The following is a 25,984-nucleotide window of genomic DNA, read 5'->3' on the forward strand; positions in this document are numbered from 1 at the left end:
CTACTTTATCCTACTTTCAAGCTCATCTAAGACCTTTTCAAATCCGACACCTTTATATTCAAGTGCTACGATGAGATGGTAGATGATGTCAGCAGCTTCTGATGCTATCCTATCATCCGTTTCGGTTAGGAAGGCTTTTAAAAATTCGGCATTTTCCTCACCCAATTTTTTTATGATTTTGTTGTCCCCACCACTAAGTAAAAGATTTGTGTAGGAGCCTTCTTTTGGGTTAATCTTTCTATCTCTGATCACATTGGTGATATGCTCTATTACATGTAATTTCATGGGATACCTCTTTTTATAATCTTACCTGTACGCCATTTTCTTTTAAAAATTGTTTTATCTCAAAGATTTTATAAATACCAAAGTGGAAAATTGATGCTGCAAGGGCTGCATCAGCTTTCCCTTTTGTGAATCCATCAAGGATATCCTCTTTTGTTCCCACTCCTCCGGAGGCAATAACCGGTATCCTTAAGGCATCTGAAACAGCTGCGGTTAATTCAAGATCATAGCCATCCTTTGTGCCGTCTTTGTCCATACTGGTAAGAAGAATTTCTCCAGCACCAAAGCTCTCCATCTTTATGGCCCATTCTAAGACATCTATGCCGGTGGGATTTCTTCCCCCATGGGTGTATACCTCCCAACCTGATCCATTAGTTTTCCTTTTGGCATCTATTGCGACTACTATACATTGGGATCCGAATCTTAAAGCCGCATCTTTTACAAAATCTGGATTTTTGACGGCTGCTGTGTTTATGGATACTTTATCAGCTCCAGAATTGAGAAGCTTTCTTATATCTTCTATGGTTCTAATACCACCCCCCACTGTGAGGGGCATGAAAACTTTTTCTGCAGTTTTAGCCACAACATCCAATATAATACCTCTATTTTCATGGCTGGCGGTTATGTCAAGGAAAGTGAGTTCATCTGCCCCCTGTCTATCATATTCTTCTGCCACCTGCACCGGATCACCGGCATCTATAAGATTTAAAAATTGAGTCCCCTTCACCACTCTACCATCTTTCACATCAAGGCAGGGGATTATCCTTTTAGCAAGCATATCTGCTCCCTATGGTATTATTAATTATCATTTTAGACTATTTATACAATTTGTAAAGCGGAATTTATTTCTCATGTTTTGTCAGCCAAAATCTCTTTACAAATTTAGAAATTGGTATTATCCTGTAAAGAACAAATAGGATTACTGTATACTGGTGGAGTATGGCTAGAATTTTATACGTGGAAGATAATTTTGATAATTATAAGCTGGTGGAGTTTATTCTGACCAAACAGGGATTTAACGTAATGAATGCTGTCGATGGTCTGGATGCCATTGAAAAGGCTGAATCTTATAGGCCAGATCTTATCCTGATGGATATTAATTTGCCAAATCTCAAAGGTTTTGAGGCGGCCACATTGCTTAAGTCTAATCAAATTACTAAAGATATCCCCATCGCATTTTTGACAGCTGCTTATGGCTCTGAATATCGAGAAATAGCTAAAAAGATAGGATGTGTGGGCTACTTCACAAAGCCAATAGACCCATTGTCATTCGGTGAAGATATCAAAAAGATAATTGAAAACAAAGAGAGTAAATCTATAGATGATCCCCTTACTATTGAGCTTTCCAGGTCATTGGAAGACAAAGCCAAAAAGATTGTCCAGATCGGAAAGGAGCTTTCAAAAGTAGAGAGGAGATTTAATGCTATAGTTGAGTCGATAATGGATCCTATCATTCTTCTGGATCCAAACAATATTGCCATCTATCTAAATAACTCTGCAAATAACTATCATTTTATACGCAATTTGTATAAAAAGTATGTGGATTTATCGTTCTTTTTCAAGAATGATGAAGATACATTGAGTAAATTTCAGAAGGTTGGTTATGTAAAAAATTATCTTTTTAAAGAGGGGAATTTTACGTTTATTGGTAATTTTGTCATGCTGGATAAAGATATTCTTATTACACTTAAGGATATAACCGAAATTCAGAATCTCATAGAAAAGCAAAAAGAATTAGACAAGATCTCCACAATTGGCAGGATTGCATCCGGGGTGGTGCATGAACTAAACAATCCCCTTTCAGCTATGAAAGCATACTTAGATATCTATCCTCAGAAGATTGCCAAATCAGATGATAAGGAACAGGTGATAAATGATTTTGTTACGAAGTTGAGGGCTTCCTTTGATAGTATAATGCACCTGATTTCAAACCTTGCTTTTTTTGCAAGAAGAAGTGGCGAAAAGGATATTAATATAAATATCAATAGCCTTATCAAAGAGATCCTTTCCTTTTCACAGTATGATATCAGAAGGGATGGGGTGAATGTGGAACTTCAACTTGCTGAAGATCTACAGCTTATTAGGGGATGTAAATCAGAGATAGAACATGCCATATTAAATCTACTTCTTAATGCCAGTGATGCTCTTCAGGGGAGAGAAAATCCAAAAATTATCATCCGCACAGGGTCAAGTGATGATTTTGTGATGGTAGAGGTCGAAGATAATGGGGCAGGCATTCCACTGGAAGTTCAAAAGAGTATGTTTGAACCATTTTTCACCACAAAAAATAATGAAAAGTCCACAGGTTTGGGTCTGTCTATTGTAAAACATATTGTAAACAAACATAACGGCAAAGTGGAATATTTTACATCTAAAGATGGTACAAAATTTGTATTATATTTTCCAAAACTAAAAGAAACGGAAAATTATGGAAAAGATAAAAGATTATAAAAATATCCTGCAGATTAATACTAAGATAAACGTTGGGGTCTCAAAAGGGGATTATGCCGGTATATATGACTCCCGTATCGAGGATATAACTCAGAAACATATCCTCATATCTCTACCTACGATGAAGGGTGTCCCATTCCCCATAAGACCAGGGACGGAGGTGGATATTTCGTTTATTTCTAATGAGGGTAGATTTAGTTTTAGTTCGGTGGTGGAAGGTAGGGTTGCGGAAGGTATCATACTTTTGCAGATTAAAAAACCTGAGTATATATATCGTTCGGAGCTCAGAAAATATTTCAGAGTAGAGACAAGGATAAAAACAAAGATTAATAAGATTTTTTTTGATAAACAGAATGGGGATATCCTGGCCAGGCTGTATAGCTATGACGTAATGATAAAAGATATTTCCGGTGGTGGTGTAAGGATAGTATCCGAAATTCAATTTGAGGAAGGGGATATTTTTATATTCGATTTAACTGAGATATTTCCAGGGGTAAACGAGATCTTTGGTAGCATAGTAAAAGAGTACTCAAGGCTGGAAAAAAAGTTTGAATATGGTGTGGAATTTATTATGATTAAGGAAAGGGACAGGGATCAAATCATAAAGTATGTTTTTAAAAGACAGATAGAAAATAAAAAACTGTCATAGCGGGGGTGTTTATGGCTTTTTATAAAGAGAGAGATGGGAAGGTGGAAATCCTCTTTCCTGTTAGTGATGTGGATGCTGTGAATGGATCTGAGATGAAGGACTATATTTCAAAAATTGCCGATGAGGTTTCGGCGGTGATTATCAATTTTTCGAGGGTCACCTACCTCAATAGCAGCGGTTTGAGGGAGCTGATTCAAATTTTGAAACTTTTGCAGGACAAAGGGAAGAAATTGTACATCACATTTATATCCGACAGTATCAAAAAGATTTTTGCGAATACAAATCTAATCAAGATCTTCTCCATCTACCCCACAGATGAAGACGCTAAAAGATCTTTATAGGGCAACTACATTTGTTGAGCTGATCTGTAGATTTATAGAGGTCAATTATGGCATAAAGATCACCGAAACAAATTCTGATTACCTTCTTAAAATACTTTATAGTATATTCAACAGGTATCCGGAAACCGAGGAGGATCTGGATTTTTTTGTAAAATTTTATCTAAGGGATTGCCTGTGGAATAATGAATCCTATTTTTTTAGAAACAAAGCCCAACTAGAAGAGCTTGTAGAGATAGCTAAGAGGGATCTGGTCAGAGTGCTTAGTTTTGGTTGTGCAGAGGGGCAGGAGCCTTATTCCATATCGATCGTTCTGACGGATAAAGGGATAAAGCACAAAATATATGCTGTGGATCTGGATGAGATTGCCATAAATAAAGCCAAAACGGGGATTTATACTCCATTTGACCTGAGGAATTTTGATGAAAAATATACATGGGCCTTCAGTGTGGATGGTGAATATATCCGCATTAGGGAGGAGTTAAAGGAAAATGTTGAGTTTTTACATATAAATTGCCTTAAAGAACCCCTTGAAAAATATATCAGACAGAAGGTTGATGTCATATTCTGTAATAACGTTATGATATATCTTACAGATAATTATAAAAAAAATATAATAAAGCAATTTTGCAATCTTTTAGAATATGATGGTTATATCTTTACCACCCATGAAGAAAAATCTAATTTTGTAATGATGCCGGGGTTGGTAAATATTTCTGATGAGCTGGTACTCTTTAAAAAGAAAAATATTTCACATATTATTGAAAAAGATCTGAGAGATCTCTATCTTCTGTCGGATAACGACGAACAAACGGATGATGAGGTATTGATCGGTTACGAGAATGATCTCAAAGATAACTTTAATGTTGAAATTCTGCGTCGTTTGGTTACATTAAATATAAATAAAGAAAGATTTAATGAAGCTAAGAAGTGGCAATATCTTGTTTTGATCAGTAGTGAATATAATGAAGATGATATAGATTTATATCTTGAAATCTGCCGCAGAACTGGTGATATGGAAGAACTTATAGATATGCTACTAAAGAAGATCAGTATATTTAAAAAGGAGAAAGATATATTGCTGCTTATAAATATTGCAAAAGATATTGGAAATGCAGATCTATATTTTACCTATAAAAATCTTTATGAGTCATTATTTAACAAGAATATATCTTAATGGTGATGAATGATAAAAGTCGATACCATGACTTTGGAAGAGTTGAAGGAATTTATGGTTGTTCAGGGGGAGAAATCGTTCAGAGGGGAACAGGTTTACAAGTGGATCTTCCAAAAAGGTGTAAAAGACTTTTCTCATATGACCGACTTATCTGTGGAATTAAGAAGGAAGCTTCAAAATACTGCTTCATTTACCTATCTAAAACCGATCGAGATAAAAAGGGACGAATATGACGGATCACAAAAATTCCTTTTTGAACTGGAAGATAAAAATAAGATAGAGTCTGTGGCTCTTAAAGATCAGGATAGAATTACGCTATGTGTCTCCACCCAGGTGGGTTGCCGTATGGGGTGTGCCTTTTGTGCCACCGCAAAGATCGGATTTATTAGGGATCTTACCGCAGGTGAGATAGTGAGACAGGTAATAGAGGTGAACGAACATCTTGCCACGAATAGCGAAAAGGTCACCAATATTGTATTTATGGGAATGGGTGAGCCGCTGGATAATTATCATAATGTGGTAAAAGCTATAGAGATAATAACAGACGAGATGGGGCTTGGCTATTCACACAGAAAAGTGACTGTATCCACATCAGGAGTCATAGATAGGATAGATGAGCTTTTTAAGCTGAAAAAACAGGTGAACCTTGCGGTATCTCTTAATGCCACCACTGACGATATAAGAAGTGCGATAATGCCTATTAATAAAAAGTTTAACATAGAAAAGTTGATGAAAAAACTCAAAAGCTTGCCCATTCAAAAAAGAAAGAGGATTACCATAGAATACGTAATGATTAAAGGGGTAAATGATACCTTAGATGATGCAAAAAGACTTGTAAGATTGTTAAACGGGTTACCTATAAAGCTAAACTTAATAGTTTATAACGATGGAGGGAATGAAAATTACCGTGCCCCTGATGAACAAACAGTGTTGAGTTTTCAAAAATATCTACTGGATAAGCATATTACAGCATTTATCAGAAAAAGTCTGGGGAAAAATATAGAAGGTGCCTGCGGGCAGCTTTATGCAAAATACAACAAGGGGGTACAATATGGCTATTAGATTGAAAAATGGAGATAAAGCACCCGATTTCTCCCTTCAGGGGGATGATGGTAAGGTATACACCATCAGGGATCTTGGTGGTAAAGTGGTGTTATATTTCTATCCCAAGGACAATACTTCTGGTTGCACAAAAGAGGCCATAGGCTTTTCTCAACTCGCTGATAAATTTGCAGAAAAAGGGTACAAAATTGTCGGGATAAGTCCCGATAGTATAAGTAGTCATAAGAAGTTTATAGAAAAACATAATCTCAAAATACTTCTCTTATCCGATCCGGATAAAAAGGTGGCGGAAAGCTATGGTGCCTATGGTGAAAAGGTGATGTACGGTAAGAAAACTTTTGGAATAATTCGCTCCACCTTTGTGATTGAAGATGGGGTTATAAAAGAGGCATTTTACAATGTAAAAGTTGACGGGCACTGTGAAATGGTTTACGATAAACTTTAGAATATTAAATCCTGTCATAGTAGCTTTTTAAATAAAATTGGAAGAGGTTTGGTGTGAAATTCGAGGATAAATTGAAAAGGTTGGAAGAGATAATTGCAATTTTAGAATCTGAGGAGTATGGTATTGAAGATACCCTTGGCCTGTTTCAGGAGGGGATGAATCTGGTGAAAGAGTGTAAAAAAACATTATCTGAGATAGAATTGAAGGTGGAAAAGATATTATCAGCTGAAGATGGTGAGATAAAAAAGGAGCCTTTTGATGAAGCTTGACATAAATAACTATATAAAATTTTGGGCAAAAAAGGTTGATAGCTGGCTTGATCAGAATGTGATCTCAAATAGTCAGTATATCGATGGGCTTGTGGATGCAATGAGGTATAGCCTTTTTGCCGGGGGGAAAAGACTTAGACCGGCTTTGATATATTCATCTTTCGGTATATTTGATGGTTATTTTGATAAGGTGACCCCTTTTGCCGCAGCTGTTGAGATGCTTCATACCTATTCCCTCATCCATGACGATCTACCAGCTATGGATGATGACGACTTAAGAAGGGGTAAGCCTACGAATCATGTCGTCTACGGTGAAGGTGTGGCTATTCTGGCGGGGGATGCGCTTTTGACGAAGGCTTTTGAGGTTATGACAAGCAGCAGTTTAAATCCAGATGTGGAGCCCGCCATGATGCTTGAAGCCGCCAATAAACTAGCAATTGCAACAGGTGAAAAAGGGATGGTGGGGGGGCAGTACGCTGACCTTAAAGCTGAAGGTGGTTTTTTTGATGAGGGGACAGTCTCTTTTATCCACTTGAACAAGACTGCGGCTTTAATATCTTACTGCTGTGAGCTTGGAGCTATCCTGGGGTATGCCAGTGATGGTGAAAAAAAGGATATGTCACAATTTGGGAAAAAGATAGGGCTTGCTTTCCAAATCATAGATGATATTCTTGACCTTACCTGTACGACGGAAGAATTAGGGAAAAACGCAAAAAGCGATCTGAAAAAAGAAAAGGCGACTTATCCAGCAATTTTTGGTATAGAAAAATCCAGAAAGATTGCGGATGACCTTATCTTTTCGGCTTTTGGGATACTGGATAAATATGGTGAGGCGGCAGTTCCTCTAAGGGAGCTTGCTTCATTTGTTGTGGAAAGAAAAAATTAAGGATAAATTATGAGTTTGCTGTTTAATTTAAAATTGCCAGAAGATATAAAAAGATTAACCTATGGTGAGCTTACTACTCTTGCATCTGAGGTTCGGGAATATATTATTGATGTGGTGTCGAAAAATGGTGGTCATCTGGCGCCAAGTCTGGGTGTGGTGGAGCTGACGATTGCTCTTTTGAGGATGACGGATCCCATCAGAGATAGGATAGTATGGGATGTGGGACACCAAAGCTATGCATACAAAATCCTTACAGATAGAAGGGACAGGTTTACTACCTTGAGGCAGTTTAAAGGGATAAGTGGGTTTAATAAAATTTCTGAAAGCCCCTATGATGCTTTTGGTGTGGGGCATTCGAGTACATCTATTTCTGCTGGTTTAGGGTTAAAAGTAGCTAGTATATTACAACAGAAGGATATAAAAACAATTGCTGTCATTGGGGATGGTTCCATGACGGCAGGTCTTGCCTTTGAGGGGCTCAACAATGCTGGGCACCTGAAGAAAAATCTGGTGGTGATTTTAAACGACAACGAGATGTCCATAAGTCCCAATGTCGGTGCCCTATCCAATTATTTATCCAAGGCTATGACGGGGGAGATTTACACAAAATTTAGAAAGGATTTCCAGCATTTTATGGAAAAATCACCTATTCTGGGGGGACCACTTTTGCATTTCGCAAAAAAACTGGAAGAGGGGATAAAGGGTTTTTTTACACCAGGTATAATTTTTGAAGAGTTGGGTTTTAAGTATATAGGTCCCGTGGATGGGCACAATATAAAAGATCTGGAGGAGGCTTTACACAATGCCTTTATTCAAACATCTCCAGTTCTTATTCACATAAACACAAAGAAAGGGAAAGGGTACGAGCCTGCTGAGAAAAGCCCTTCAAAGTTTCATGGTGTATCAAAATTTGATAGATCCACCGGTGTACCGATAAAGTTCAGCGGTGAAAAAACTTATACACAGGTATTTGGTGAGACAATTACAGAGATGGCATCGAAAAATGATAAAATAGTAGGTATAACTGCGGCAATGCCTGATGGGACGGGGATTTCTATACTAAAAGAAGCGTATCCGGATAGGGTATTTGATGTGGGTATTGCGGAACAACATGCCGTTACGTTTGCTGCTGGTCTTGCCGCAGGTGGATTAAAACCATATGTGGCCATTTATTCCACATTTTTACAAAGGGGATACGATCAGATAATTCACGATGTGGCATTACAGAAATTGCCTGTGGTATTTTGTATTGACAGGGCTGGTTTTGTTGGGGATGATGGTCCCACTCATCACGGTGCTTTTGACCTATCGTTTTTAAGAGTGGTACCAAATATGGTCATCATGGCCCCAAAGGATGGTGAAGAGCTTTCGGAGATGCTTAGATTGTCGGAAAATATCAACCTTCCTGTTGCCATTAGATATCCAAGAGGGGAGGTGGATAGGTATGATCTACCCCATAATATTGTGAATATTGCCGAACCTGAGGTGGTTTTTGATGGTGGGGATATAGCCATAATATCTGTGGGGCATATCTTCAAAGAGAGTTACAGGCTTTATAATTTATTGAAAGAAAAAGGGATCAATACCACATTGATAAATCTGAGGTTTATCAAACCATTAAATAAAGATCTTATTTTAAACTATCTAAAAGGGAAAAGGTTTGTTGTTACGATAGAGGAGAACAGCCTACACGGTGGTGTGGGGGAATATATTCAGTCGATTGTGAATGATGTGGATATTTCTGTTAGATTTATCAAGTTTGGTATCCCTGATATCTTTGTGGAGCATGGTGATCTGGAGAGCTTGAGATCTCTTGTGGGACTCAAGGCGGAGCAGATGGCTGAAAAACTTCTTAACCTTTTAAAACAATAAGTTAAACGGGAACATTTTTGAAAAAGGTAAGATTGGATGAATATCTTATCAGAAAAGGGTTAGTAAAAGATATTAAAGAAGCAACCGGTGTTATCCTTTCCGGTCGCGTCAGAATGGGGGTTCAGGTTCTGGATAAACCTGGTATCCTTGTAAGTCCTGAAATGGAAATTTCATTGCAACAATATCATGGGTACGTAAGTAGGGGGGCACTAAAGCTGAAAAAGGCTTTTGAACTATTTTCTATAGATTTTAAAGAAAAGATTGTGATGGATATCGGTTGTTCCACCGGTGGTTTTACCGATTTTGCTCTGAAACATGGGGCAAAAAAGGTTTTTGCCATAGATGTGGGTAAAGGTGTCTTAGATTACAGTTTACGTAATGACGATAGAGTCATTGTAGTGGAAGGGGTAAATTTTCGATACCTTACCTTTGAAGATGTGGGCTGTTATCCGGATATAATTTTAGGGGATCTTTCTTTTATATCGCTGAAAACGATTTTCGCTCCATTATTAAAGTTTTGCAAAGATGGTACTGAAGTGGTATTTCTCATAAAACCTCAATTTGAAGCAAATCCGAAAGAGGTTGAAAAAGGTGGAGTGGTGAAGGAGAATAATGTGCACAAACGAGTTATTTTTGAGGTGATTAGTAAGTACTGTGAAAAGTTTGAATTTTGTGGTCTCACCTCCTCGCCGATAAAAGGTGCAAAAGGTAATGTTGAATATTTAGTTTTTTTGGTATATAAAAATAATGTTGTACATAGAGATGATATACAAAATATAATCGATAAGGTTGTGGATGAAGAATATAGCTATTGTTGCAAAACCTCATGCTGACAACATAAAGGGGCTTATTAAATCGGTAATAGATTTTTTAACAAAACATGGGATTGATTATCTCTTAGAAGATAGGGCTGCATCTGTCATGGGTGTAGAACCTGTAAGTATAGATAAAGTAAGAGAACTATCGGATGCTGCAATTGTACTGGGTGGGGATGGTACTCTCATCTCCGCAATAAGGATCTTTGATGAAAAAGAGATACCGATTCTTGGTGTGAATCTGGGAAGACTTGGATTTCTTACGGAAACAAGGATAGATGAAATATCTACTGCTTTAAAAAATATGATATCTGGTGAGTATACTATTGAGAAAAGGCTAAAACTCTGTAGTGAAATTTATTTAAATGGTGATGTGACCTTTCATGCATCTGTCATCAATGATGTGGTGATCAACAAAGGGGCTTTGGCCCGTATTATAGATATAGAGCTGTTTGTGAATGATTGCTTTGTAAATAGATACAGGGCTGATGGCCTCATCATATCAACGCCAACAGGTTCCACCGCCTACAATCTGGCGGCTGGGGGGCCTATAATATATCCAACGTTGAATAACATCATCATAACACCAATCTGTCCCCATTCCCTTTCAAATCGACCGATTGTACTGGATGCGGATGTTTGTATAACCATGAAGGTACTGAATAATGATGAAAAGGTATTTATTACGTATGATGGGCAGATAGGTAAGCGGCTTGATAAGGATGAGATTATTAAAATAAAAAGGTCATCTTATTATATAAATCTTGTTGTTCCAAAGGATAGGAACTATTTTTCTGTTTTAAGAGAAAAATTGGGCTGGGGTGGAAACTAAATGATCAGGTTTCTGTCTGTTCAAAATTTTTCCGTCATAGAAGATATTGAGATCGAATTTTCAGATGGATTAAATATTTTCACCGGTGAAACCGGTGCTGGAAAAACCGTTATTATAAATGCTGTAAAAATACTTGTGGGGGAGAAACTTAGCAAAACTTTTTTCCGTGATGAAACAAAGCCGATAAAGATTCAGGGGATCTTTTCTATCAAAAGGGAGGTGATAGGAGAGGATCTTTTAAGTGAGTTTGAAATAGATGACGAAGTGATAATCAGAAGGGAGTTTGATTTACAGGGGAAGAATAGAATCCTTGTGAATGGAAATGTGGCCACACAAAAACAGCTTCAGACATTGACACAAAACTTTCTGGATATTCACGGCCAACATGAACACCAACTGCTTTTAAACCCCAAAAACCATTTATCTTTTGTTGATATGCTTATAGATCATAAATTTAAAATGGATTACCTCGAAAAATATAGAAGATACAAGCAGATAGAAAATGATATCAAAAGACTTACGGAAAATATTCAGGAGATGGAGAGGGAAAGGGAGTATCTCAAATTTCATATAGAAGAGATCGAGTCACTAAAGGTAGATCCTGAAAAGGATAAGGAGCTTGAAAGCAGGATTTCGGTTTTGACAAACATAGATAAAATAAAAAATGCCCTTACGAGATCTTTAAACTGTCTTAGTGGTGATGAAATAAATATTGAAAACCTTTTTACGGTTGTGTCAAAAGAGATATCTTCTATCGTAAAGTACAGCGATGAACTTAAAGCAATAGGAGATAAAGTTGACTCCATCTTTTACGAAATCCAGGATATAGCAGGAACTATAGAGGGGATGATAGAAAAATATGAATTGGATGAATCTGAGATGAATACGCTTATCGATAGAAAGGATAAGATAGATAGGGTGTGTAAAAAATATAATAAAAAGATGGAGGAACTGCCGGATTATCTATCAGAGATTAAGAGAAGACTTGAGGATATCGATTTAAGAGATGAGAGGATAGAAAAGCTGACAAAAGAGCTATCTTTGTTGAAAGAGGAGCTTGAGACTTTGAGGGGTAATCTCAACAACGAAAGAAGAAAACTTTCTAATCTTCTTGAGGAAAAGATAACGAAGATATTAAAAGAGCTTGAGCTTAAAAATGCTGTTTTTGAAATTAAAATAGAAGATTTAAAACAGTTTGATGAAAAAGGTGGTGTGGATCTTGAATTTTTTATCTCCACCAATATCGGCTTTGAACCGGGGCCACTTTCAAAGATAGCTTCCGGTGGGGAGATTTCAAGGGTGATGTTAGCTCTAAAGGAGGCCTTTGCGGAAGTGGATATAGTGGATACGCTCATTTTTGATGAGATCGATACCGGGATTAGTGGTATAACGGCAAAAAAAGTGGCAGAAAAGCTCAAAAAGATATCTGAGAGTAAGCAGGTGATTGTGATTACCCACCTTCCGGTGGTTGCGGCGATGGGGGATAAACATTTTCATCTCACCAAGATTGACGAAGGTAGCAAAACTAAAACGACGATCAGGTCTTTAGATGAAGAAGAGAGGAAATATGTGCTCGCTTCGATGATTGCAGGGGAGATCACGGAGAATTCTTTAAAACAGGCGGAGGAGCTTCTTAAAAGATGATTCAGCAGATTGCTATCTTTGTTGTAAATATAATCCATAAAACGGGTTATCTGGGTATAGCTTTTTTTATGATGATAGAAAGTAGCTTTATCCCTTTTCCAAGTGAGGTGGTGGTGCCCCCTGCCGGATACCTTGTGTCCCAGGGGAAGATGAATATGTATCTGGTGGTGTTGTCATCTTTGATAGGTAGTGTGGCTGGTGGACTTGTAAATTATTACTTAGCTGTGAGATTTGGTAGGCCTTTTATTTTAAAATACGGAAAATATTTTTTTCTGGGGGAGTCGAAGTTTCAAAAAGTGGAGAAGTTTTTTAAAAACCATGGGGAGATTACTACATTCGTTGGTAGGCTTTTGCCTGGTATCAGACAATATATTTCCTTTCCCGCTGGTCTTGCCCGGATGAATCTTTTTAGATTCTGCCTCTTTACTGCTTTGGGGGCGGGGATATGGTCTATAGTGCTTGCCTATACAGGCTATCTTGTGGGAACAAATCTTGATCTGATTAAAGAACATCTGAATAAAATAACCATTGTGATTTTGCCCACATTGGCGGTTTTAGTGATGGTATACATATTTGTATATAAAAAATATTTAAGGTGGAGAAACTATGATAAAAAAGATTAGTTTATCTGCTATTTTTTTGATTTTTATTACTATTAGTCTCTTTGCGGAAGAGATTACAGTTAAGCCTGGCGATACTTTTGCAGGAATTTTTACGAAGATATTTGACTATAATGTTGTTATCCGTTTGTATAGTGATTTAAAGGGGAAGATTCCTGGGTTTGTTTTAAGGGAAGGGCAAAAAATTATTTTTGGGAAAAATTATGTTCACATACCTCTTGATGTTACCAAAGAGGTGAAGATCTTTAAAAAAGATGAAGGTTATGAAATAAACCTTGTGGAACATCCTGTGTATACCATTAATACAGTTGTGAAGGGGACCATCAATGGATCTTTGTTTGAAACCATCAATAATATTGGTGAGAATGATGAATTAGCAATAAAGTTTGCTGATATATATCAGTGGGAGGTGGATTTTTTCAAAGAGGTTCATCCGGGTGATAGCTTCAGTATCGTAGTGGAGAAGATGTTTGCCAAGGGGATATTCATAGGGTATGGTAAAATACTTGCTGCGGATTTTTATAATCGTGGAAGGCTTATCAGGGCTATCTACTACGATAATGGTAAGTTGTCTGGTTATTTTACCCCTGATGGAAAACACTTGAAAAAAGGTTTTTTGAGGGCACCATTAAAATTTGGAAGGGTGAGTTCTAAATTTACTTCCAGTAGACTTCATCCAGTATTAGGTAGATATCTGCCGCATTTTGGTGTGGATTATGCTGCTCCTACAGGAACACCGATATATGCCACCGGATCAGGTGTTGTTATGCAAAAGGGTTTTCAGGTTGGTGCTGGAAATTTTGTGAAAATAAAACACCCCAATAATATTATCACCACCTATATGCATATGTCAAAATTCAAGCCAGGACTTAAGGTTGGCAGCCGAGTATCCCAGGGGGAGATAATAGGATACGTTGGAGCAACAGGATACGCCACCGGTCCTCATGTGGATTACAGGATTCAGATCGGTCAAAAATATGTAAACCCTTTAAGTTTTGTGGCACCACCTATAATGCTTAAAAAAGATGATATTTTGGCTTTAAATGAGAAGTCAAAGAGTATAGTCGCCCTTCTCAACAATACCTATTACAGAACGGCAGACAATAGACTTATAGAATGATATATTTTATAATGGGATATTTATCGTTTTTCGAGAAATATATTTCTAAAAGATACTATAATGTTACCTAAGATAATTTTATTTCTGACTCTCGTTGCAATTGCTGTGGGGTATATACCCAGATTCAAGATGAACAGGACCACAATTGCCCTTGTGGGTGGTGTTTTTTTGATCGTTTCCGGTGGGATTGGTTATGATGCTGCATTACGATCGATTAATCTTGACACTATAGTACTTTTATTTTCCATGATGATAATAAATGCTAATTTCGGTATTTCCGGATTTTTTGGGATTGTTTCTCAGAAAATTATAAAGTTTGCAGATACACCAAAAAAGTTACTGTTTGTCATTATATTCACATCAGGGCTTCTGTCATCCATTTTGCTAAACGATACAATTGCAATTATGTTTACCCCAATTGCGATAATGGTTTTATTAAATCTAAAAAGGGATCCTGTCCCTTATCTGTTGGGGCTTGGTATGGCTTCGAACATTGGATCTGCTATGACGCCAGTTGGTAACCCACAGAATATGCTTATTGCAAGTTTTTCGGGGCTTACCTTTATTAAGTTTATTACTCCACTTTTTTTTGTATCGATAGGTTCACTGGTTTTTCTGTACATGATATTGCTGTTATTTTTTAAAGAGGAGTTTAAGGATACCAGGATATCATCAGCAGATATACCGGAGTTTAGGGTTTATAGACCATTGCTTTTTAAAACTTTGGCTTCAACCATTGTAATGATTATTCTATTTCTTCTACATTTTCCCGTATCTTATTCCTCTTTAATAGCTGCATCAATATTACTCTTTACTAGAAGAATAAAACCATCAAGGGTATTCAGGGAGATTGACTGGTCTTTGCTTGTATTCTTTTCGTCTTTATTTGTGGTGACATCTGCGGTGGAAACAACCGGTATTGGGGAAAAACTCTATCTATTATTTAAAAATTTTATATTTTTAAATATATTTTCTTTTTCATTTGCCATGGGGGTCTTTAGTAATATAGTGTCTAATGTGCCAGCAGTGATGCTTTTTGCACCCTTTATAAAATCTCTGGGAAATAGCTATGAATATTGGATTACTGCTGCAATGTCATCAACTTTTGCGGGTAATTTTACTATAATTGGTTCTGTTGCCAACATAATAGTAGTTGAAATAGCCGCAAAAAATGGTATAAAGATTAGCTTTATACAGTTTTTTAAGGTGGGTAGTATAGTTACGATTATAACGATTTTGACAGGTAGTTTGTGGTTGAGCTGGATATTATAAAGGAAAAAAGTTTAGTTATACTAAAATAGAATATTTTGTAAAAATCCATTGAAAAAGTGATTTGAATGTAGTATATTATAAAGTATAATTAAACAAATGGAGGAATTGATGCCAAAGGTAATCATTGATACCGATAAGTGTAAGGGATGCGGTATATGCATCGTCTACTGCCCAAAAAAGATACTGAGATTTTCAGGAAAATTTAATACCTCCGGATATAATTATGTGGAGTGCATAGATGAATCTTTATGTATTCTCTGTAAAAGTTGTGCTTTAATGTGCCCGGATGTTATCTTTACCCTAAAAAAAGAGGAATAAGGAGCATAAAATGTCAGAAAAGATATTGATGAAAGGTAATGAGGCTATTGCGGAGGCTGCTGTAAGGGCTGGTGTTAAAGGGTATTTTGGATATCCGATAACCCCCCAGAATGAGGTTACTGCATATATGTCCAAAAGGATGGTTGAGTTGGGTAGGGCATTCGTACAGGCTGAAAGCGAGGTGGCTGCTATAAATATGGTTTATGGTGCTGCGTCCACCGGTGAGCTTGCAATGACAACTTCCTCAAGCCCTGGAATTGCATTGATGCAGGAAGGTATTTCATATATGTGTGGTGCTGAAGTTCCTGCGGTAATTGTAAATATGTCAAGGGGTGGCCCGGGGCTTGGGAATATTGGGCCAAGTCAGGGGGATTACAATCAATCCACAAGGGGTGGTGGTAATGGTGATTATTTTCTCATCGTGTATACCCCCAGTACAGTTCAGGAGGCGGTTGATATAACGTATAGAGCTTTTGACGTTGCAAATAGGTACAGAAACCCAGTTTTGATACTTGGGGATGGTGCTCTGGGTCAGATGGCTGAGACGGTTGTGCTACCACCATTTAAAGAGGTGGATACTAAGGATAAGGGCTGGGAGCTTAATGGATGTAAGGGCAGAGAACCAAGATCGGTAAAATCCCTGAGATTGTCTGAAGGGATGCTCAAACTGCATAATTTTCACTTAAAGGAAAAGTTTGATCAGGTAAAGAGAAGTGAGATTGAATACGAATTGATAGGAGATGATTACGATATACTTATTGTTGCATTTGGTACTGCCGCAAGGGTTTCAAAAAGCGCTATAAAAGAGGCTGCCAAACATGGTGTAAAGGTTGGAATGTTCAGGCCTATTCTCATATGGCCTTATCCATATGCTCAGCTAACTGAAGCTGCAAAAAAGGCAAAGAAGGTATTAGTTGTGGAAATGAATAATGGACAGATGCTTTTTGATGTGATGTTAGCGCTAAAGGATGATAACAAAATCGAATTCCTGGGTAAACCCGGCGGCGAAGTGGTGGATCCTGATGAGATATTAGAAAAAATCTTATCCATAAAGGGGTAAATTATGAAAACAGTTTATGAAAAACCTCAAAGTCTTACTTCGAATAAATCTATATATTGTCCTGGTTGCAATCATGGATTAATCCATAGATTGGTGGCTGAGGCTATAGATGCTCTCTGCCTTAGAGAAAAAACAGTAGGTGTGGCACCTGTGGGTTGTGCAGTTTTGCTGTATGATTATTTTAATTTTGATATTGTGGAGGCTCCCCACGGAAGGGCACCGGCTCTTGCAACCGGTATAAAAAGGGTTAGACCGGATCTTGTGGTGTTTACATACCAGGGGGATGGTGATCTTGCTTCAATTGGTATGGCGGAGATTATCCATGCCGCTAATCGGGGTGAGAATGTTACAGTGGTATTTGTCAATAATGCAAACTACGGTATGACTGGTGGTCAGATGGCCCCCACAACACTGCCTGGTCAAAAAACAACCACAACACCATTTGGTAGAGATACAAAACATGACGGTTTCCCGTTCAGGATGGCTGAAATCATAGGGAATCTTCCGGCGGTGGCTTACTCCACAAGGGTCAAAGTCACATCCCCAAAACATGTAATAGCCGCAGGTAAGGCTATCAAAAAGGCTTTTCAAAATCAGATTGAAGAAAAAGGTTTTTCTTTTGTTGAGGTGCTCTCCACATGCCCCACAAACTGGGGTATGGATCCTGTAAAATCTCTTAAATGGGTGGATGAGGTTATGGAGAGCTATTATCCTCTTGGTACATTTAAAGATATAGACGGGGGTAAATAATGTATTTCGATTGTATAATGGCTGGATTTGGTGGTCAGGGGATATTAAGTGCAGGTATGATGCTATCTCATATGGCGGTGAGTCAGAATTTAAATGCCACATGGTTTCCTTCTTATGGTGCTGAGCAAAGAGGTGGTACAGCAAACTGTATGGTGGTTGTGTCAGATGATGAGATTGGCTCTCCGGTTATCACAAAACCGCATAATGGGTTTATTATGAATTACCCTTCTCTTGTTAAGTTTCAGCCGAGGTTTAGAAGTGGTGCAAATGTTGTTATTGACAGTTCTCTTGTATCTGCAGAATATATAAACAGAGATGACTTAAATTTTTATGGTATAAATGCCACAGAGCAGGCAGAAAAGCTTGGAAATGTGAAAGTGGCAAATGTCATTATGATAGGTGCTCTGTTGAAAGTATCACAGCTTTTTGACCTTAAGGTGGCTGAGGAAGCACTCAAATACGCTATTCCGGAAAAATATCACAATTTACTTGATATTAATAAAAAAGCTCTTGAGGTGGGTTTTAATCAGGTTGTAAAGTTGTAAGAAGATATTATTAATGCAAGGTTGGTAGCTTATTTCTAAAGTGAAAAACCTTGCATTTTACTTTAAACAATCTATGTTTAAGGAGTAGATATGCAGAGGTTAAACTTAAAGGTATATGGGAGAGTTCAAGGGGTAGGTTTTAGGGCCTACGTTTTGAATAAGGCAAGGGAGCTTGGTCTTTCTGGCTTTGTGAAGAATATGCCTGATGGGACGGTTTTTATAGATGCTCAGGGGGAAGAGGAAGTATTGAATAAGCTAATTGAGTATGTAAAAATTGGCCCTTCTATGAGTCGTGTGGAAAAGGTTGAAATCGAAAGGATTAATCAGACTCTCAATACGAAAGATTTTATTGTTACATATTAGGTGAGATTATAGAAAAATTTTATTATACCATAACCTTAGCTTCATATATAGGTTTTAAGATAGTTCCACTATATATCAATCTACTTTTGGGTTTTATCTCGAGTAGGTTTCTGACTGTTAAAAAAGATACCATTGCAGCCATTCTAATATACATAATAGGTCCGGTAGTGTTTTTCACCGCATCATATCGTGTAAAGTTTGATATTTCTATGGTAGCTATTCCAATGATAGTACTTTTTATAGGGGGGATTCTTTCGTTTGGAACATATTTTTTAGGTAAAAAGGTTTTTAAAGATAATACGTTAAATATCTTAGCTTTTTCTGCTGGTACAGGTAATACGGGGTATTTTGGGATACCTCTTGCCTTCATGCTTTTTGATGAGAGACTGGCAAATGTGTATGTATTTTCAGTTTTAGGTTCTCTTCTGTATGAGAGCACGATTGGTTTTTTCATCATTGCAAAGGGTAGCTATAGCGTTAAAGACAGCCTGATAAGGGTTTTGAAATTGCCAGCCATATATGCTATGGTTCTGGGGCTATGTTTTAATTTTTTAAAGATCAAGCTACCTGCGGATATTTTAAATTATCTGGATTATTTTAAAGGAGCATATGCGGTGCTGGGTATGATGATGATAGGTATGAGTCTTCATGGGCTTAATCGAATGTTGATCGATAAAGTTTTTATATCCGTTGCCCTTATTATAAAGTTTATCCTGTTTCCATTGGTAATTTTAGCCGTAATCTATATGGACAAACTGTTTTTTCAATTTTTCAACAGTGAATTTTATAAGGTTCTTTTTCTATTTGGAGTGCCACCAATGGCGGGTAATGTTGTGGCAATAGCTACTCTTTTAAAATCAAACCCCGAAAAGGCAGCAATTGCCGTAATAATCAGTACAATTGTATCGATATTTACGATACCTGTCATGGTAGCTTATCTCATGCCGGGATAATGGCGATTCATAATAAGATTTTTTATTTAAGAATGCTATGATGAAGAAAAAAATCTTGATAAATCACAGAGTTTGGTATAATGAAATTTATACTCGGGGTGTAGCACAGTTTGGTAGCGCGCTTCGTTCGGGACGAAGAGGCCGGAGGTTCAAATCCTCTCACCCCGATAATTTACAGCCCATTTAAGACCTTTGCCAAGATACCTAAGATACCTAAAATTTCAAGGTTTTGACCAGGGCAGACTCCATAAGTTTAACTTATTGAAAACATTTAATAAAAACATCAAAACCGATTCTTGCCGGAATTATCTTAAATTGTTTTTAAATAACTTATATATTGATGAAAAATCCTCCTCATGGAAGTTTTGAGTGAAGGTGGAAGCGTAGAGTTCCTTTATCAAGGATGCAGTAAATATTGGGATTTTATTGTCATAGGCTATCTCTTGAAGACAGTTGATATCTTTGTATATCAGGGCATTTGAAAAATGTGTTGAGAAATCTTCGTTTAAAATCTTCTCTTTTTTGGCTCTGAGTACCAATGAATCGCCCCCACCTACAGATAAAATTTCAATGGCCTGTTCCTTACTTATACCTAATTTTTCGGCAGTAGCTATAGATTCTGCAATTGTTGCCATAAAACTTCCCAGTACAAGGTTATTCACCAATTTCATCTGTGTGGCTTTTCCAGGTTTTTCTAAATAAAAGATATGTTTTCCTAAAGATTCAAGAACAGGTTTTACTTTTTCAAAAGCTTCGCTTTTTCCACTTACTAAAATCGTTAAGTTCCCCTGCCTCGCCGGAACAACACTACCCAAGACTGGTGATTCCAGATAATACAGGTTTCTTTTATTGCATTCTTCATGAAAATTCAAAACCTTTTTATAGCTATTGGTGGTAAAGTCAATTATTATCTTATCGGTGCAGTTTGTTTTTAGTATCCCTTTTTCTCCGAGGAGGAGAGTTTCCACTGCATCACTGTCGAAAAGACATAGAAATGTCATGGAACATTCATTTACAACGGCCTCTGGGGAGGACAGCGTATTAGCCTTTATAGATCCTATTTTTGATGGAGTTCTATTCCATACATACAAATCATAACCACATTCTGAAAGTCTTGTGGCTATTGCCTTACCAAGATTACCAAATCCTAAAAAACCTAACTTCATATAATCCTCCTCTCTATTTATCAGGTAGATTATATCATTTTATATTTTATATATCAAGAATTTGTTTGTCATGGTGGGTAGTGGTGTTAAACTTTTTATTGTAATCATAAACTATTTGTGCTATCTATTTTTCCTGTTTAGTATCACTTTAATAGTTTAAGAGGAGTTGAAATGTTTGAAATTATTAATAAGACTATTGGTGAATATTTAGAAGAAATAGCATCAAAGTATCCGGATAATGATGCAGTTGTATACCCTTTACGTGGTATAAGGTTATCATACAAAGAGTTTGATGCGCTTACGGATAGACTTGCCAAAGGTCTACTTGCAAGTGGACTTAAAAAAGGGGATCATGTGGCTATCTGGGCACATAATATACCGGAGTGGATATATCTCCTTTTTGCCACGGCTAAAATAGGTGTGGTTACCGTCACTGTAAATACCCTTTATAGGGCACATGAACTAAAATACCTTTTGCATCAGTCAGATAGTAAATCGCTTTTTATGGTAAAAGGTTTAAAGACGGATTACGTTGAAACGATTTATGAAATTTTGCCCGAATTGAGAAGTAGAAATACTCATAAAATAGAGAGTGAGAATCTACCTTTATTAGAAAAGATATATTTTATTGGGGAAAATACCCCTAATGGTATGCTTAACTACAATGTGTTGTTTGAAATGGCTGATTCTGTATCAGATGAGGTTTTAGATAATGTAAAGAAATCCCTTGATATGCATGACGTAATTAATATGCAGTACACTTCTGGCACCACAGGATTCCCAAAGGGTGTAATGCTGTCACATTTTAATGTATTAAACAATGCCTATGCTATAGCATGTGGAATGAATTTTACCGAAAAGGATAGGCTATGTATACCTGTTCCTTTCTTCCATTGTTTTGGTTTGGTGCTCAGTATTCTGGTTTGTTTGACTGCCGGGGCCACTATGGTTCCTGTGGAAAGTTTTAATCCGGTGGATGTATTAAAAACAGTAGAAATGGAGAGATGCACAGCATTGCATGGTGTACCTACGATGTTTATTTCCGAATTGAATCTATTGGAAAAGGAAAAGTACGATCTTTCTTCCCTCCGTACGGGTATAATGGCTGGGGCATTATGTCCTGTAGAGGTTATGAAAGCTGTAATGACAAAGATGAATATGAAGGAGATTACGATTGTTTACGGACTTACGGAAGCCTCACCGGGGCTTACCATGACAAAAATAGATGACCCTATTGAGAAGAGGGTGGAAACCGTGGGAAAAGAGATGCCTGGTGCTGAAATAAAAATAGTAAATCCAAATACCGAGGAGGAGTGTCCGGCTAACGTTCAGGGGGAGTTGTGGGCACGTGGATATAATATAATGCGTGGTTATTACAAGATGGAAGAGGCTACAAAGCATGCTTTTAGCAAGGATGGATGGCTTAAGACAGGTGATCTTGCCGTAAAAACTGAAGATGGGTATTATAAGATCACCGGCAGGATTAAAGATATGATCATCAGGGGTGGAGAAAATATTTACCCTAAGGAGATAGAAGAATTTTATTATACTCACCCAAAGGTTCATGATATTCAGGTGGCAAGAGTTGAGGATAAAAAATATGGGGAAGAGGCTATGGCTTTTGTAATTGTCAAAGAAGGGGAATCCCTCACCGAAGAGGAATTGAGAAATTATGCCAAAGGGAAGATTGCTGATTTTAAAATTCCAAAATATTTTATGTTTGTGAAAGAATACCCAATGACGGCAAGTGGAAAGATTCAAAAATACAAATTGTCGGAGATGGGGAATAAGATTTTAAAAGAAAAAGGTATACTTTAGGGGGTATTATGCTTGGGGATGTAAGGAAAGAGGATTTTAAAATGGTAGTTCCTGAATATTTCAATTTCGGATTTGATGTTGTGGATAAATGGGCGGAGTTGGATGATAAAATAGCTCTAATCTGGATAGATACAGATGGTAAAAGTTATAAAACGTTTAGATTTTCAGATTTAAAGCGGAGGTCCAACAGATTTGCCAATATATTGGTTGATAGAGGATACAAAAAGGGGGATATGCTTTACGTAATGGTACCAAGGGTTCCGGAATGGTATGCCGTGATGCTTGGCTGCTTCAAAGTTGGGGTGGTGCCGATGCCCGCACCAAAGATATTAAGACCAAAAGATATTTATTATAGACTGGAGAAATCTGGTGCCAAAGGTGCTGTGGTATATTACAATGTACTGGATAAGATGATGGAGGTTGATACTTCTAAACTATTACATAAAATGGTTATAGGGGCAGAGGCTAATGGTTGGGAAAATTTTGAAAAAGCTATGAATGATGTTCCAGATGAAATATTTATGGATAAGATAGAAAAAACCAAAACATCAGATCCTTTGATTATCTATTTTACAAGTGGCACCACAGATTTTCCGAAAATGGTTCTGCATGATGGGGGATATGCAATTGGGCATCAGATCACTGCAAGATTCTGGCAGGATCTTAAAAAGGATGATATACACTGGACTTTAAGCGATACAGGTTGGGGGAAGGCCGTATGGGGGAAGCTATTTGGTCAGTGGTTTATAGGTACAACTGTAGTGATGTATAATGCAGCAGATGCTTTTGATCCCAAGATTCATCTGGATATTATCCAAAACTTTAAAATTACCACTTTTTGTGCTCCACCCACTGCTTATAGAATGATGATACTTCAAGATTTGAGTAAGTACAACTTTGACCACCTTCGCCATTCAGTTAGTGCCGGAGAGCCCCTCAATCCCTCTGTATATGAAAAATGGTTGGAATATACAGGTAACAAGATTTATGACGGATATGGTCAAACGGAAACTGTAAATATAATAGCCACAACTAAAGATATGGAGGTTAAGCCAGGTTCAATGGGTAGACCTGCATTCGGATTTGAAGTGAATATTCTTGATGACGATGGTAATCCGGTGGAGATTGGTGAAATCGGGCATATAGCCCTAAAGGTGAAGCCTAATAAACCTATTGGATTTTTTATAGGTTATTATAAAGATGAAGAGGCAACTAAAAACTCTATTCATGGTGATTGGTATTACACCGGTGACAAAGCTCATAAAGATAAAGATGGGTATCTCTGGTTTGTGGGGAGGGCTGACGACGTTATAAAAACCAGTGGGTACCGTGTTGGACCTTTTGAGGTGGAGAGTGCTCTTCAATCCCACCCAGCTGTGGCGGAAAACGCTGTTATCGGTGTGCCGGATGAGTTAAGAGGCACAATAATCAAGGCTTTTGTTGTACTTGCCCCAGGCTTTGAACCGTCTGATATGCTTGTGAGTGAATTGCAGGATCATGTGAAGAAGGAAACCGCCCCATATAAATACCCGAGAAAGATAGAGTTTGTGAAGTCACTTCCAAAGACAGTTAGCGGTAAGATCCGCAGGACTGAACTAAGGGAGATGGAAGAGATGAAATCAAAACAGATGAATATAGATGAATTCACACCTTGATATTAAAAAGGTTAGATTTAATATATAAAAAAGATGTAAACTTTTTTAAAATGGATGTTACAACATGGTAAAATGTTTTACACCATTTTGTTGGTTTCTTAGGATAGTTCATATTTAAATTATATTTAGCAATAAGATGTGTTTTTGTTAATTTACATTACTGAAAAATGTTTAGAAATCTCTTGACAAGAAAAGAATGTGTGATATTGTAATATATATCCAATCACAATCAAATGGAATTGTTTGGCTTTTTGTTTTTTTGGCTCTTCTTTTGGCTGTAATGTTTGTAAAATCAGAGAAAATCGTTTGAAAATAAAGAATAATAATTTTCGAGGTGTTTGGTGAATCTGGACGATTTAAAGAAAAAATCTGTGGAAGAATTATTGTCTATTGCTGAGGGGATAAACATTGAAAATGCTCCCAATCTGCTAAGACAGGAGCTAATTTTTGAAATATTAAAGGCCACAAGTCAGAGAAATGGTCAGATATATGGTCAAGGGGTTCTGGAGATACTTCCTGATGGCTTTGGTTTTTTAAGATCTCCTGATTATAACTATCTGCCAGGGCCTGATGATATCTATGTCTCCCCTGCACAGATTAGAAAATTTGGTCTTAGAAATGGTGATACAATATCAGGTGAGATAAGACCTCCAAGGGATAATGAAAAGTATTTTGCACTGCTCAAGATTGAGACTATCAATTTTGATGAGGTAAAACTTCATAGGAACCTTTTTGAAAACCTTACCCCCCTTTTTCCGGATGAAAGAATTGATCTTGAAGCTTTTCCAACACATTACGATACAAGAATTATGAACCTTATTGCGCCAGTTGGAAAAGGTCAGAGGGGGCTTATTGTGGCTCCACCTAAAACGGGTAAGACGATGCTTTTAAAATCTATCGCCAACAGTATTACTAAAAACCATCCTGAAATATACCTAATTATCCTTCTCATAGATGAGAGACCTGAAGAGGTTACGGACATGCAGAGGTCTGTCAAAGCAGAAGTGGTTAGCTCCACTTTTGATGAGCCGGCATTTCGACATGTACAGGTGGCAGAGATGGTTCTTAATAAAGCAAAAAGGCTTGTGGAGCACAAAAGAGATGTATGTATACTCCTTGACAGTATTACTCGCCTTGCAAGGGCTTATAACTCTATAGAGCCTTCCAGTGGTAAGGTCCTTTCAGGTGGAGTAGATTCTAATGCGTTACACAAGCCCAAAAGGTTTTTTGGAGCTGCCAGAAATATTGAAGAGGGTGGCAGTCTTACTATAATAGCCACTGCCCTCATCGATACAGGTTCCAGAATGGATGAGGTTATTTTTGAAGAATTTAAAGGTACCGGTAATATGGAGCTCCACCTGGATAGAAAACTTGTGGAAAAGAGGATTTTCCCTGCTATTGATATAAATAGATCTGGCACCAGAAGGGAGGAGCTGCTTCTGGCTAAGGATGAAATTAACAAGGTGTGGATATTAAGAAGATTTTTAAGTGGAATGAATTCTGTGGATGCTATGGAATTTTTACTTGAAAAGATTAAGGATACAAAGACAAATAAAGAATTTTTAAACTCTATGAATAAATAATATCTTTTTATAAAGAAGTTATGATAATTTGCTTGAAAA

General features: G+C 37.3%; 27 protein-coding genes and 1 tRNA gene. 25 read left to right on the top strand and 3 right to left on the bottom strand.

What is annotated here, in order from left to right:
- On the bottom strand, positions 1–285 hold the full coding sequence (gene hisE / locus ACP5Q2_RS00545) for a phosphoribosyl-ATP diphosphatase (RefSeq protein ID WP_424604621.1): 285 nt from the start codon (positions 283–285) through the stop codon (positions 1–3).
- Positions 286–298: 13 nt separating this feature from the next.
- On the bottom strand, positions 299–1,060 hold the full coding sequence (hisF, locus tag ACP5Q2_RS00550) for an imidazole glycerol phosphate synthase subunit HisF (RefSeq protein WP_424604622.1): 762 nt from the start codon (positions 1,058–1,060) through the stop codon (positions 299–301).
- A gap of 161 nt (positions 1,061–1,221) precedes the next feature.
- Between hisF and ACP5Q2_RS00555 the strand changes: the two genes are divergently transcribed.
- The 22 genes from ACP5Q2_RS00555 (at position 1,222) to ACP5Q2_RS00660 (ending at position 19,891) form a co-directional block, all read left to right on the top strand.
- Complete coding sequence (locus tag ACP5Q2_RS00555) at positions 1,222–2,733, top strand: ATP-binding protein (RefSeq protein WP_428096134.1); 1,512 nt, start codon at positions 1,222–1,224, stop codon at positions 2,731–2,733.
- The gene (locus ACP5Q2_RS00560; protein ID WP_428096136.1) at positions 2,711–3,382 is read left to right on the top strand and encodes a flagellar brake protein; all 672 of its coding nucleotides are present in this window, start codon (positions 2,711–2,713) and stop codon (positions 3,380–3,382) included. Before ACP5Q2_RS00555 ends, ACP5Q2_RS00560 begins: the two co-directional genes overlap by 23 nt.
- An 11-nt stretch (positions 3,383–3,393) precedes the next feature.
- Positions 3,394–3,723 carry an STAS domain-containing protein gene (locus ACP5Q2_RS00565; RefSeq protein WP_424604625.1) on the top strand — a complete coding sequence of 110 codons (330 nt, stop codon included), beginning with the start codon at positions 3,394–3,396 and terminating at the stop codon, positions 3,721–3,723.
- Positions 3,698–4,897, top strand: coding sequence for a CheR family methyltransferase (locus tag ACP5Q2_RS00570; protein WP_428096139.1), 1,200 nt, complete (start codon positions 3,698–3,700; stop codon positions 4,895–4,897). The genes ACP5Q2_RS00565 and ACP5Q2_RS00570 overlap by 26 nt, the downstream gene beginning before the upstream one ends.
- A gap of 9 nt (positions 4,898–4,906) precedes the next feature.
- Entirely contained in the window at positions 4,907–5,959 is a 1,053-nt protein-coding gene (rlmN, locus tag ACP5Q2_RS00575; protein ID WP_428096141.1) for a 23S rRNA (adenine(2503)-C(2))-methyltransferase RlmN, read from the top strand.
- Entirely contained in the window at positions 5,949–6,404 is a 456-nt protein-coding gene (locus tag ACP5Q2_RS00580; protein WP_424604628.1) for a peroxiredoxin, read from the top strand. The genes rlmN and ACP5Q2_RS00580 overlap by 11 nt, the downstream gene beginning before the upstream one ends.
- Before the next feature lie 53 nt (positions 6,405–6,457).
- Entirely contained in the window at positions 6,458–6,673 is a 216-nt protein-coding gene (gene xseB / locus ACP5Q2_RS00585) for an exodeoxyribonuclease VII small subunit (protein WP_428096143.1), read from the top strand.
- Positions 6,663–7,559: a polyprenyl synthetase family protein gene (locus ACP5Q2_RS00590; RefSeq protein ID WP_428096145.1), complete on the top strand. Its 897-nt coding sequence runs from the start codon at positions 6,663–6,665 to the stop codon at positions 7,557–7,559. Before xseB ends, ACP5Q2_RS00590 begins: the two co-directional genes overlap by 11 nt.
- A gap of 9 nt (positions 7,560–7,568) precedes the next feature.
- Positions 7,569–9,431 (top strand): 1-deoxy-D-xylulose-5-phosphate synthase, encoded by a 1,863-nt coding sequence (gene dxs / locus ACP5Q2_RS00595; protein WP_428096146.1) that lies wholly within the window; start codon positions 7,569–7,571, stop codon positions 9,429–9,431.
- 17 nt (positions 9,432–9,448) lie between these two features.
- Positions 9,449–10,264 (top strand): TlyA family RNA methyltransferase, encoded by an 816-nt coding sequence (locus ACP5Q2_RS00600; protein ID WP_428096148.1) that lies wholly within the window; start codon positions 9,449–9,451, stop codon positions 10,262–10,264.
- The gene (locus ACP5Q2_RS00605; RefSeq protein WP_428096149.1) at positions 10,227–11,078 is read left to right on the top strand and encodes an NAD(+)/NADH kinase; all 852 of its coding nucleotides are present in this window, start codon (positions 10,227–10,229) and stop codon (positions 11,076–11,078) included. The genes ACP5Q2_RS00600 and ACP5Q2_RS00605 overlap by 38 nt, the downstream gene beginning before the upstream one ends.
- Positions 11,079–12,722, top strand: coding sequence for a DNA repair protein RecN (recN, locus tag ACP5Q2_RS00610; RefSeq protein ID WP_428096151.1), 1,644 nt, complete (start codon positions 11,079–11,081; stop codon positions 12,720–12,722).
- On the top strand, positions 12,719–13,345 hold the full coding sequence (locus ACP5Q2_RS00615) for a DedA family protein (RefSeq protein WP_424604635.1): 627 nt from the start codon (positions 12,719–12,721) through the stop codon (positions 13,343–13,345). Before recN ends, ACP5Q2_RS00615 begins: the two co-directional genes overlap by 4 nt.
- Entirely contained in the window at positions 13,329–14,462 is a 1,134-nt protein-coding gene (locus ACP5Q2_RS00620) for a peptidoglycan DD-metalloendopeptidase family protein (RefSeq protein WP_428096153.1), read from the top strand. Before ACP5Q2_RS00615 ends, ACP5Q2_RS00620 begins: the two co-directional genes overlap by 17 nt.
- A gap of 60 nt (positions 14,463–14,522) precedes the next feature.
- Complete coding sequence (locus tag ACP5Q2_RS00625; protein WP_428096155.1) at positions 14,523–15,734, top strand: SLC13 family permease; 1,212 nt, start codon at positions 14,523–14,525, stop codon at positions 15,732–15,734.
- A gap of 108 nt (positions 15,735–15,842) precedes the next feature.
- Positions 15,843–16,052, top strand: a complete 210-nt coding sequence (locus ACP5Q2_RS00630) for an indolepyruvate ferredoxin oxidoreductase subunit alpha (protein WP_424604638.1) — start codon at positions 15,843–15,845, stop codon at positions 16,050–16,052.
- Between the two features lie 10 nt (positions 16,053–16,062).
- Positions 16,063–17,112 carry a 3-methyl-2-oxobutanoate dehydrogenase subunit VorB gene (gene vorB / locus ACP5Q2_RS00635; protein ID WP_428096157.1) on the top strand — a complete coding sequence of 350 codons (1,050 nt, stop codon included), beginning with the start codon at positions 16,063–16,065 and terminating at the stop codon, positions 17,110–17,112.
- 3 nt (positions 17,113–17,115) lie between these two features.
- On the top strand, positions 17,116–17,862 hold the full coding sequence (locus ACP5Q2_RS00640; RefSeq protein WP_424604640.1) for a thiamine pyrophosphate-dependent enzyme: 747 nt from the start codon (positions 17,116–17,118) through the stop codon (positions 17,860–17,862).
- Entirely contained in the window at positions 17,862–18,407 is a 546-nt protein-coding gene (locus ACP5Q2_RS00645) for a 2-oxoacid:acceptor oxidoreductase family protein (RefSeq protein WP_424604641.1), read from the top strand. Before ACP5Q2_RS00640 ends, ACP5Q2_RS00645 begins: the two co-directional genes overlap by 1 nt.
- 90 nt (positions 18,408–18,497) lie before the next feature.
- On the top strand, positions 18,498–18,770 hold the full coding sequence (locus tag ACP5Q2_RS00650) for an acylphosphatase (protein WP_428096159.1): 273 nt from the start codon (positions 18,498–18,500) through the stop codon (positions 18,768–18,770).
- Positions 18,771–18,856: 86 nt separating this feature from the next.
- Positions 18,857–19,723 (top strand): AEC family transporter, encoded by an 867-nt coding sequence (locus tag ACP5Q2_RS00655; RefSeq protein ID WP_424604643.1) that lies wholly within the window; start codon positions 18,857–18,859, stop codon positions 19,721–19,723.
- Between the two features lie 94 nt (positions 19,724–19,817).
- Positions 19,818–19,891: transfer RNA gene (locus ACP5Q2_RS00660), tRNA-Pro, on the top strand.
- A 137-nt stretch (positions 19,892–20,028) separates the two neighbouring features.
- Here the strand turns inward: ACP5Q2_RS00660 and ACP5Q2_RS00665 are convergent.
- On the bottom strand, positions 20,029–20,889 hold the full coding sequence (locus ACP5Q2_RS00665; RefSeq protein WP_428096161.1) for an NAD(P)-dependent oxidoreductase: 861 nt from the start codon (positions 20,887–20,889) through the stop codon (positions 20,029–20,031).
- 171 nt (positions 20,890–21,060) lie between these two features.
- Here ACP5Q2_RS00665 and ACP5Q2_RS00670 point away from each other — a divergent pair, with 171 nt between their 5' ends.
- The 3 genes from ACP5Q2_RS00670 to rho all read left to right on the top strand — a co-directional run bounded on the left by ACP5Q2_RS00670 (position 21,061) and on the right by rho (position 25,945).
- A complete protein-coding gene (locus tag ACP5Q2_RS00670) occupies positions 21,061–22,707 on the top strand; it encodes an AMP-binding protein (protein WP_428096163.1) in 1,647 nt (548 codons plus the stop codon).
- Positions 22,708–22,715: 8 nt separating this feature from the next.
- Complete coding sequence (locus ACP5Q2_RS00675) at positions 22,716–24,362, top strand: acyl-CoA synthetase (protein WP_428096165.1); 1,647 nt, start codon at positions 22,716–22,718, stop codon at positions 24,360–24,362.
- Between the two features lie 341 nt (positions 24,363–24,703).
- The gene (gene rho, locus ACP5Q2_RS00680; protein WP_424604646.1) at positions 24,704–25,945 is read left to right on the top strand and encodes a transcription termination factor Rho; all 1,242 of its coding nucleotides are present in this window, start codon (positions 24,704–24,706) and stop codon (positions 25,943–25,945) included.
- Positions 25,946–25,984 lie beyond the last annotated feature (39 nt).

Source organism: Calditerrivibrio sp. (genome assembly GCF_049968475.1).
Lineage (GTDB): Bacteria > Chrysiogenota > Deferribacteres > Deferribacterales > Calditerrivibrionaceae > Calditerrivibrio > Calditerrivibrio nitroreducens_A.

Excerpts from the sequence above, each read along its gene's own strand:
- ACP5Q2_RS00630 (WP_424604638.1), top strand. The coding sequence starts at position 15,843 with ATGCCAAAGGTAATCATTGATACCGATAAGTGTAAGGGATGCGGTATA.
- ACP5Q2_RS00620 (WP_428096153.1), top strand. The coding sequence starts at position 13,329 with ATGATAAAAAAGATTAGTTTATCTGCTATTTTTTTGATTTTTATTACT.
- ACP5Q2_RS00565 (WP_424604625.1), top strand. The coding sequence starts at position 3,394 with ATGGCTTTTTATAAAGAGAGAGATGGGAAGGTGGAAATCCTCTTTCCT.
- ACP5Q2_RS00555 (WP_428096134.1), top strand. The coding sequence starts at position 1,222 with ATGGCTAGAATTTTATACGTGGAAGATAATTTTGATAATTATAAGCTG.
- vorB (WP_428096157.1), top strand. The coding sequence starts at position 16,063 with ATGTCAGAAAAGATATTGATGAAAGGTAATGAGGCTATTGCGGAGGCT.
- ACP5Q2_RS00605 (WP_428096149.1), top strand. The coding sequence starts at position 10,227 with ATGAAGAATATAGCTATTGTTGCAAAACCTCATGCTGACAACATAAAG.
- ACP5Q2_RS00615 (WP_424604635.1), top strand. The coding sequence starts at position 12,719 with ATGATTCAGCAGATTGCTATCTTTGTTGTAAATATAATCCATAAAACG.
- ACP5Q2_RS00645 (WP_424604641.1), top strand. The coding sequence starts at position 17,862 with ATGTATTTCGATTGTATAATGGCTGGATTTGGTGGTCAGGGGATATTA.
- ACP5Q2_RS00570 (WP_428096139.1), top strand. The coding sequence starts at position 3,698 with ATGAAGACGCTAAAAGATCTTTATAGGGCAACTACATTTGTTGAGCTG.
- ACP5Q2_RS00670 (WP_428096163.1), top strand. The coding sequence starts at position 21,061 with ATGTTTGAAATTATTAATAAGACTATTGGTGAATATTTAGAAGAAATA.
- ACP5Q2_RS00625 (WP_428096155.1), top strand. The coding sequence starts at position 14,523 with ATGTTACCTAAGATAATTTTATTTCTGACTCTCGTTGCAATTGCTGTG.
- ACP5Q2_RS00590 (WP_428096145.1), top strand. The coding sequence starts at position 6,663 with ATGAAGCTTGACATAAATAACTATATAAAATTTTGGGCAAAAAAGGTT.
- ACP5Q2_RS00650 (WP_428096159.1), top strand. The coding sequence starts at position 18,498 with ATGCAGAGGTTAAACTTAAAGGTATATGGGAGAGTTCAAGGGGTAGGT.
- hisF (WP_424604622.1), bottom strand. The coding sequence starts at position 1,060 with ATGCTTGCTAAAAGGATAATCCCCTGCCTTGATGTGAAAGATGGTAGA.
- ACP5Q2_RS00675 (WP_428096165.1), top strand. The coding sequence starts at position 22,716 with ATGCTTGGGGATGTAAGGAAAGAGGATTTTAAAATGGTAGTTCCTGAA.
- hisE (WP_424604621.1), bottom strand. The coding sequence starts at position 285 with ATGAAATTACATGTAATAGAGCATATCACCAATGTGATCAGAGATAGA.
- ACP5Q2_RS00580 (WP_424604628.1), top strand. The coding sequence starts at position 5,949 with ATGGCTATTAGATTGAAAAATGGAGATAAAGCACCCGATTTCTCCCTT.
- recN (WP_428096151.1), top strand. The coding sequence starts at position 11,079 with ATGATCAGGTTTCTGTCTGTTCAAAATTTTTCCGTCATAGAAGATATT.
- dxs (WP_428096146.1), top strand. The coding sequence starts at position 7,569 with ATGAGTTTGCTGTTTAATTTAAAATTGCCAGAAGATATAAAAAGATTA.
- ACP5Q2_RS00665 (WP_428096161.1), bottom strand. The coding sequence starts at position 20,889 with ATGAAGTTAGGTTTTTTAGGATTTGGTAATCTTGGTAAGGCAATAGCC.
- ACP5Q2_RS00560 (WP_428096136.1), top strand. The coding sequence starts at position 2,711 with ATGGAAAAGATAAAAGATTATAAAAATATCCTGCAGATTAATACTAAG.
- rlmN (WP_428096141.1), top strand. The coding sequence starts at position 4,907 with ATGATAAAAGTCGATACCATGACTTTGGAAGAGTTGAAGGAATTTATG.
- ACP5Q2_RS00640 (WP_424604640.1), top strand. The coding sequence starts at position 17,116 with ATGAAAACAGTTTATGAAAAACCTCAAAGTCTTACTTCGAATAAATCT.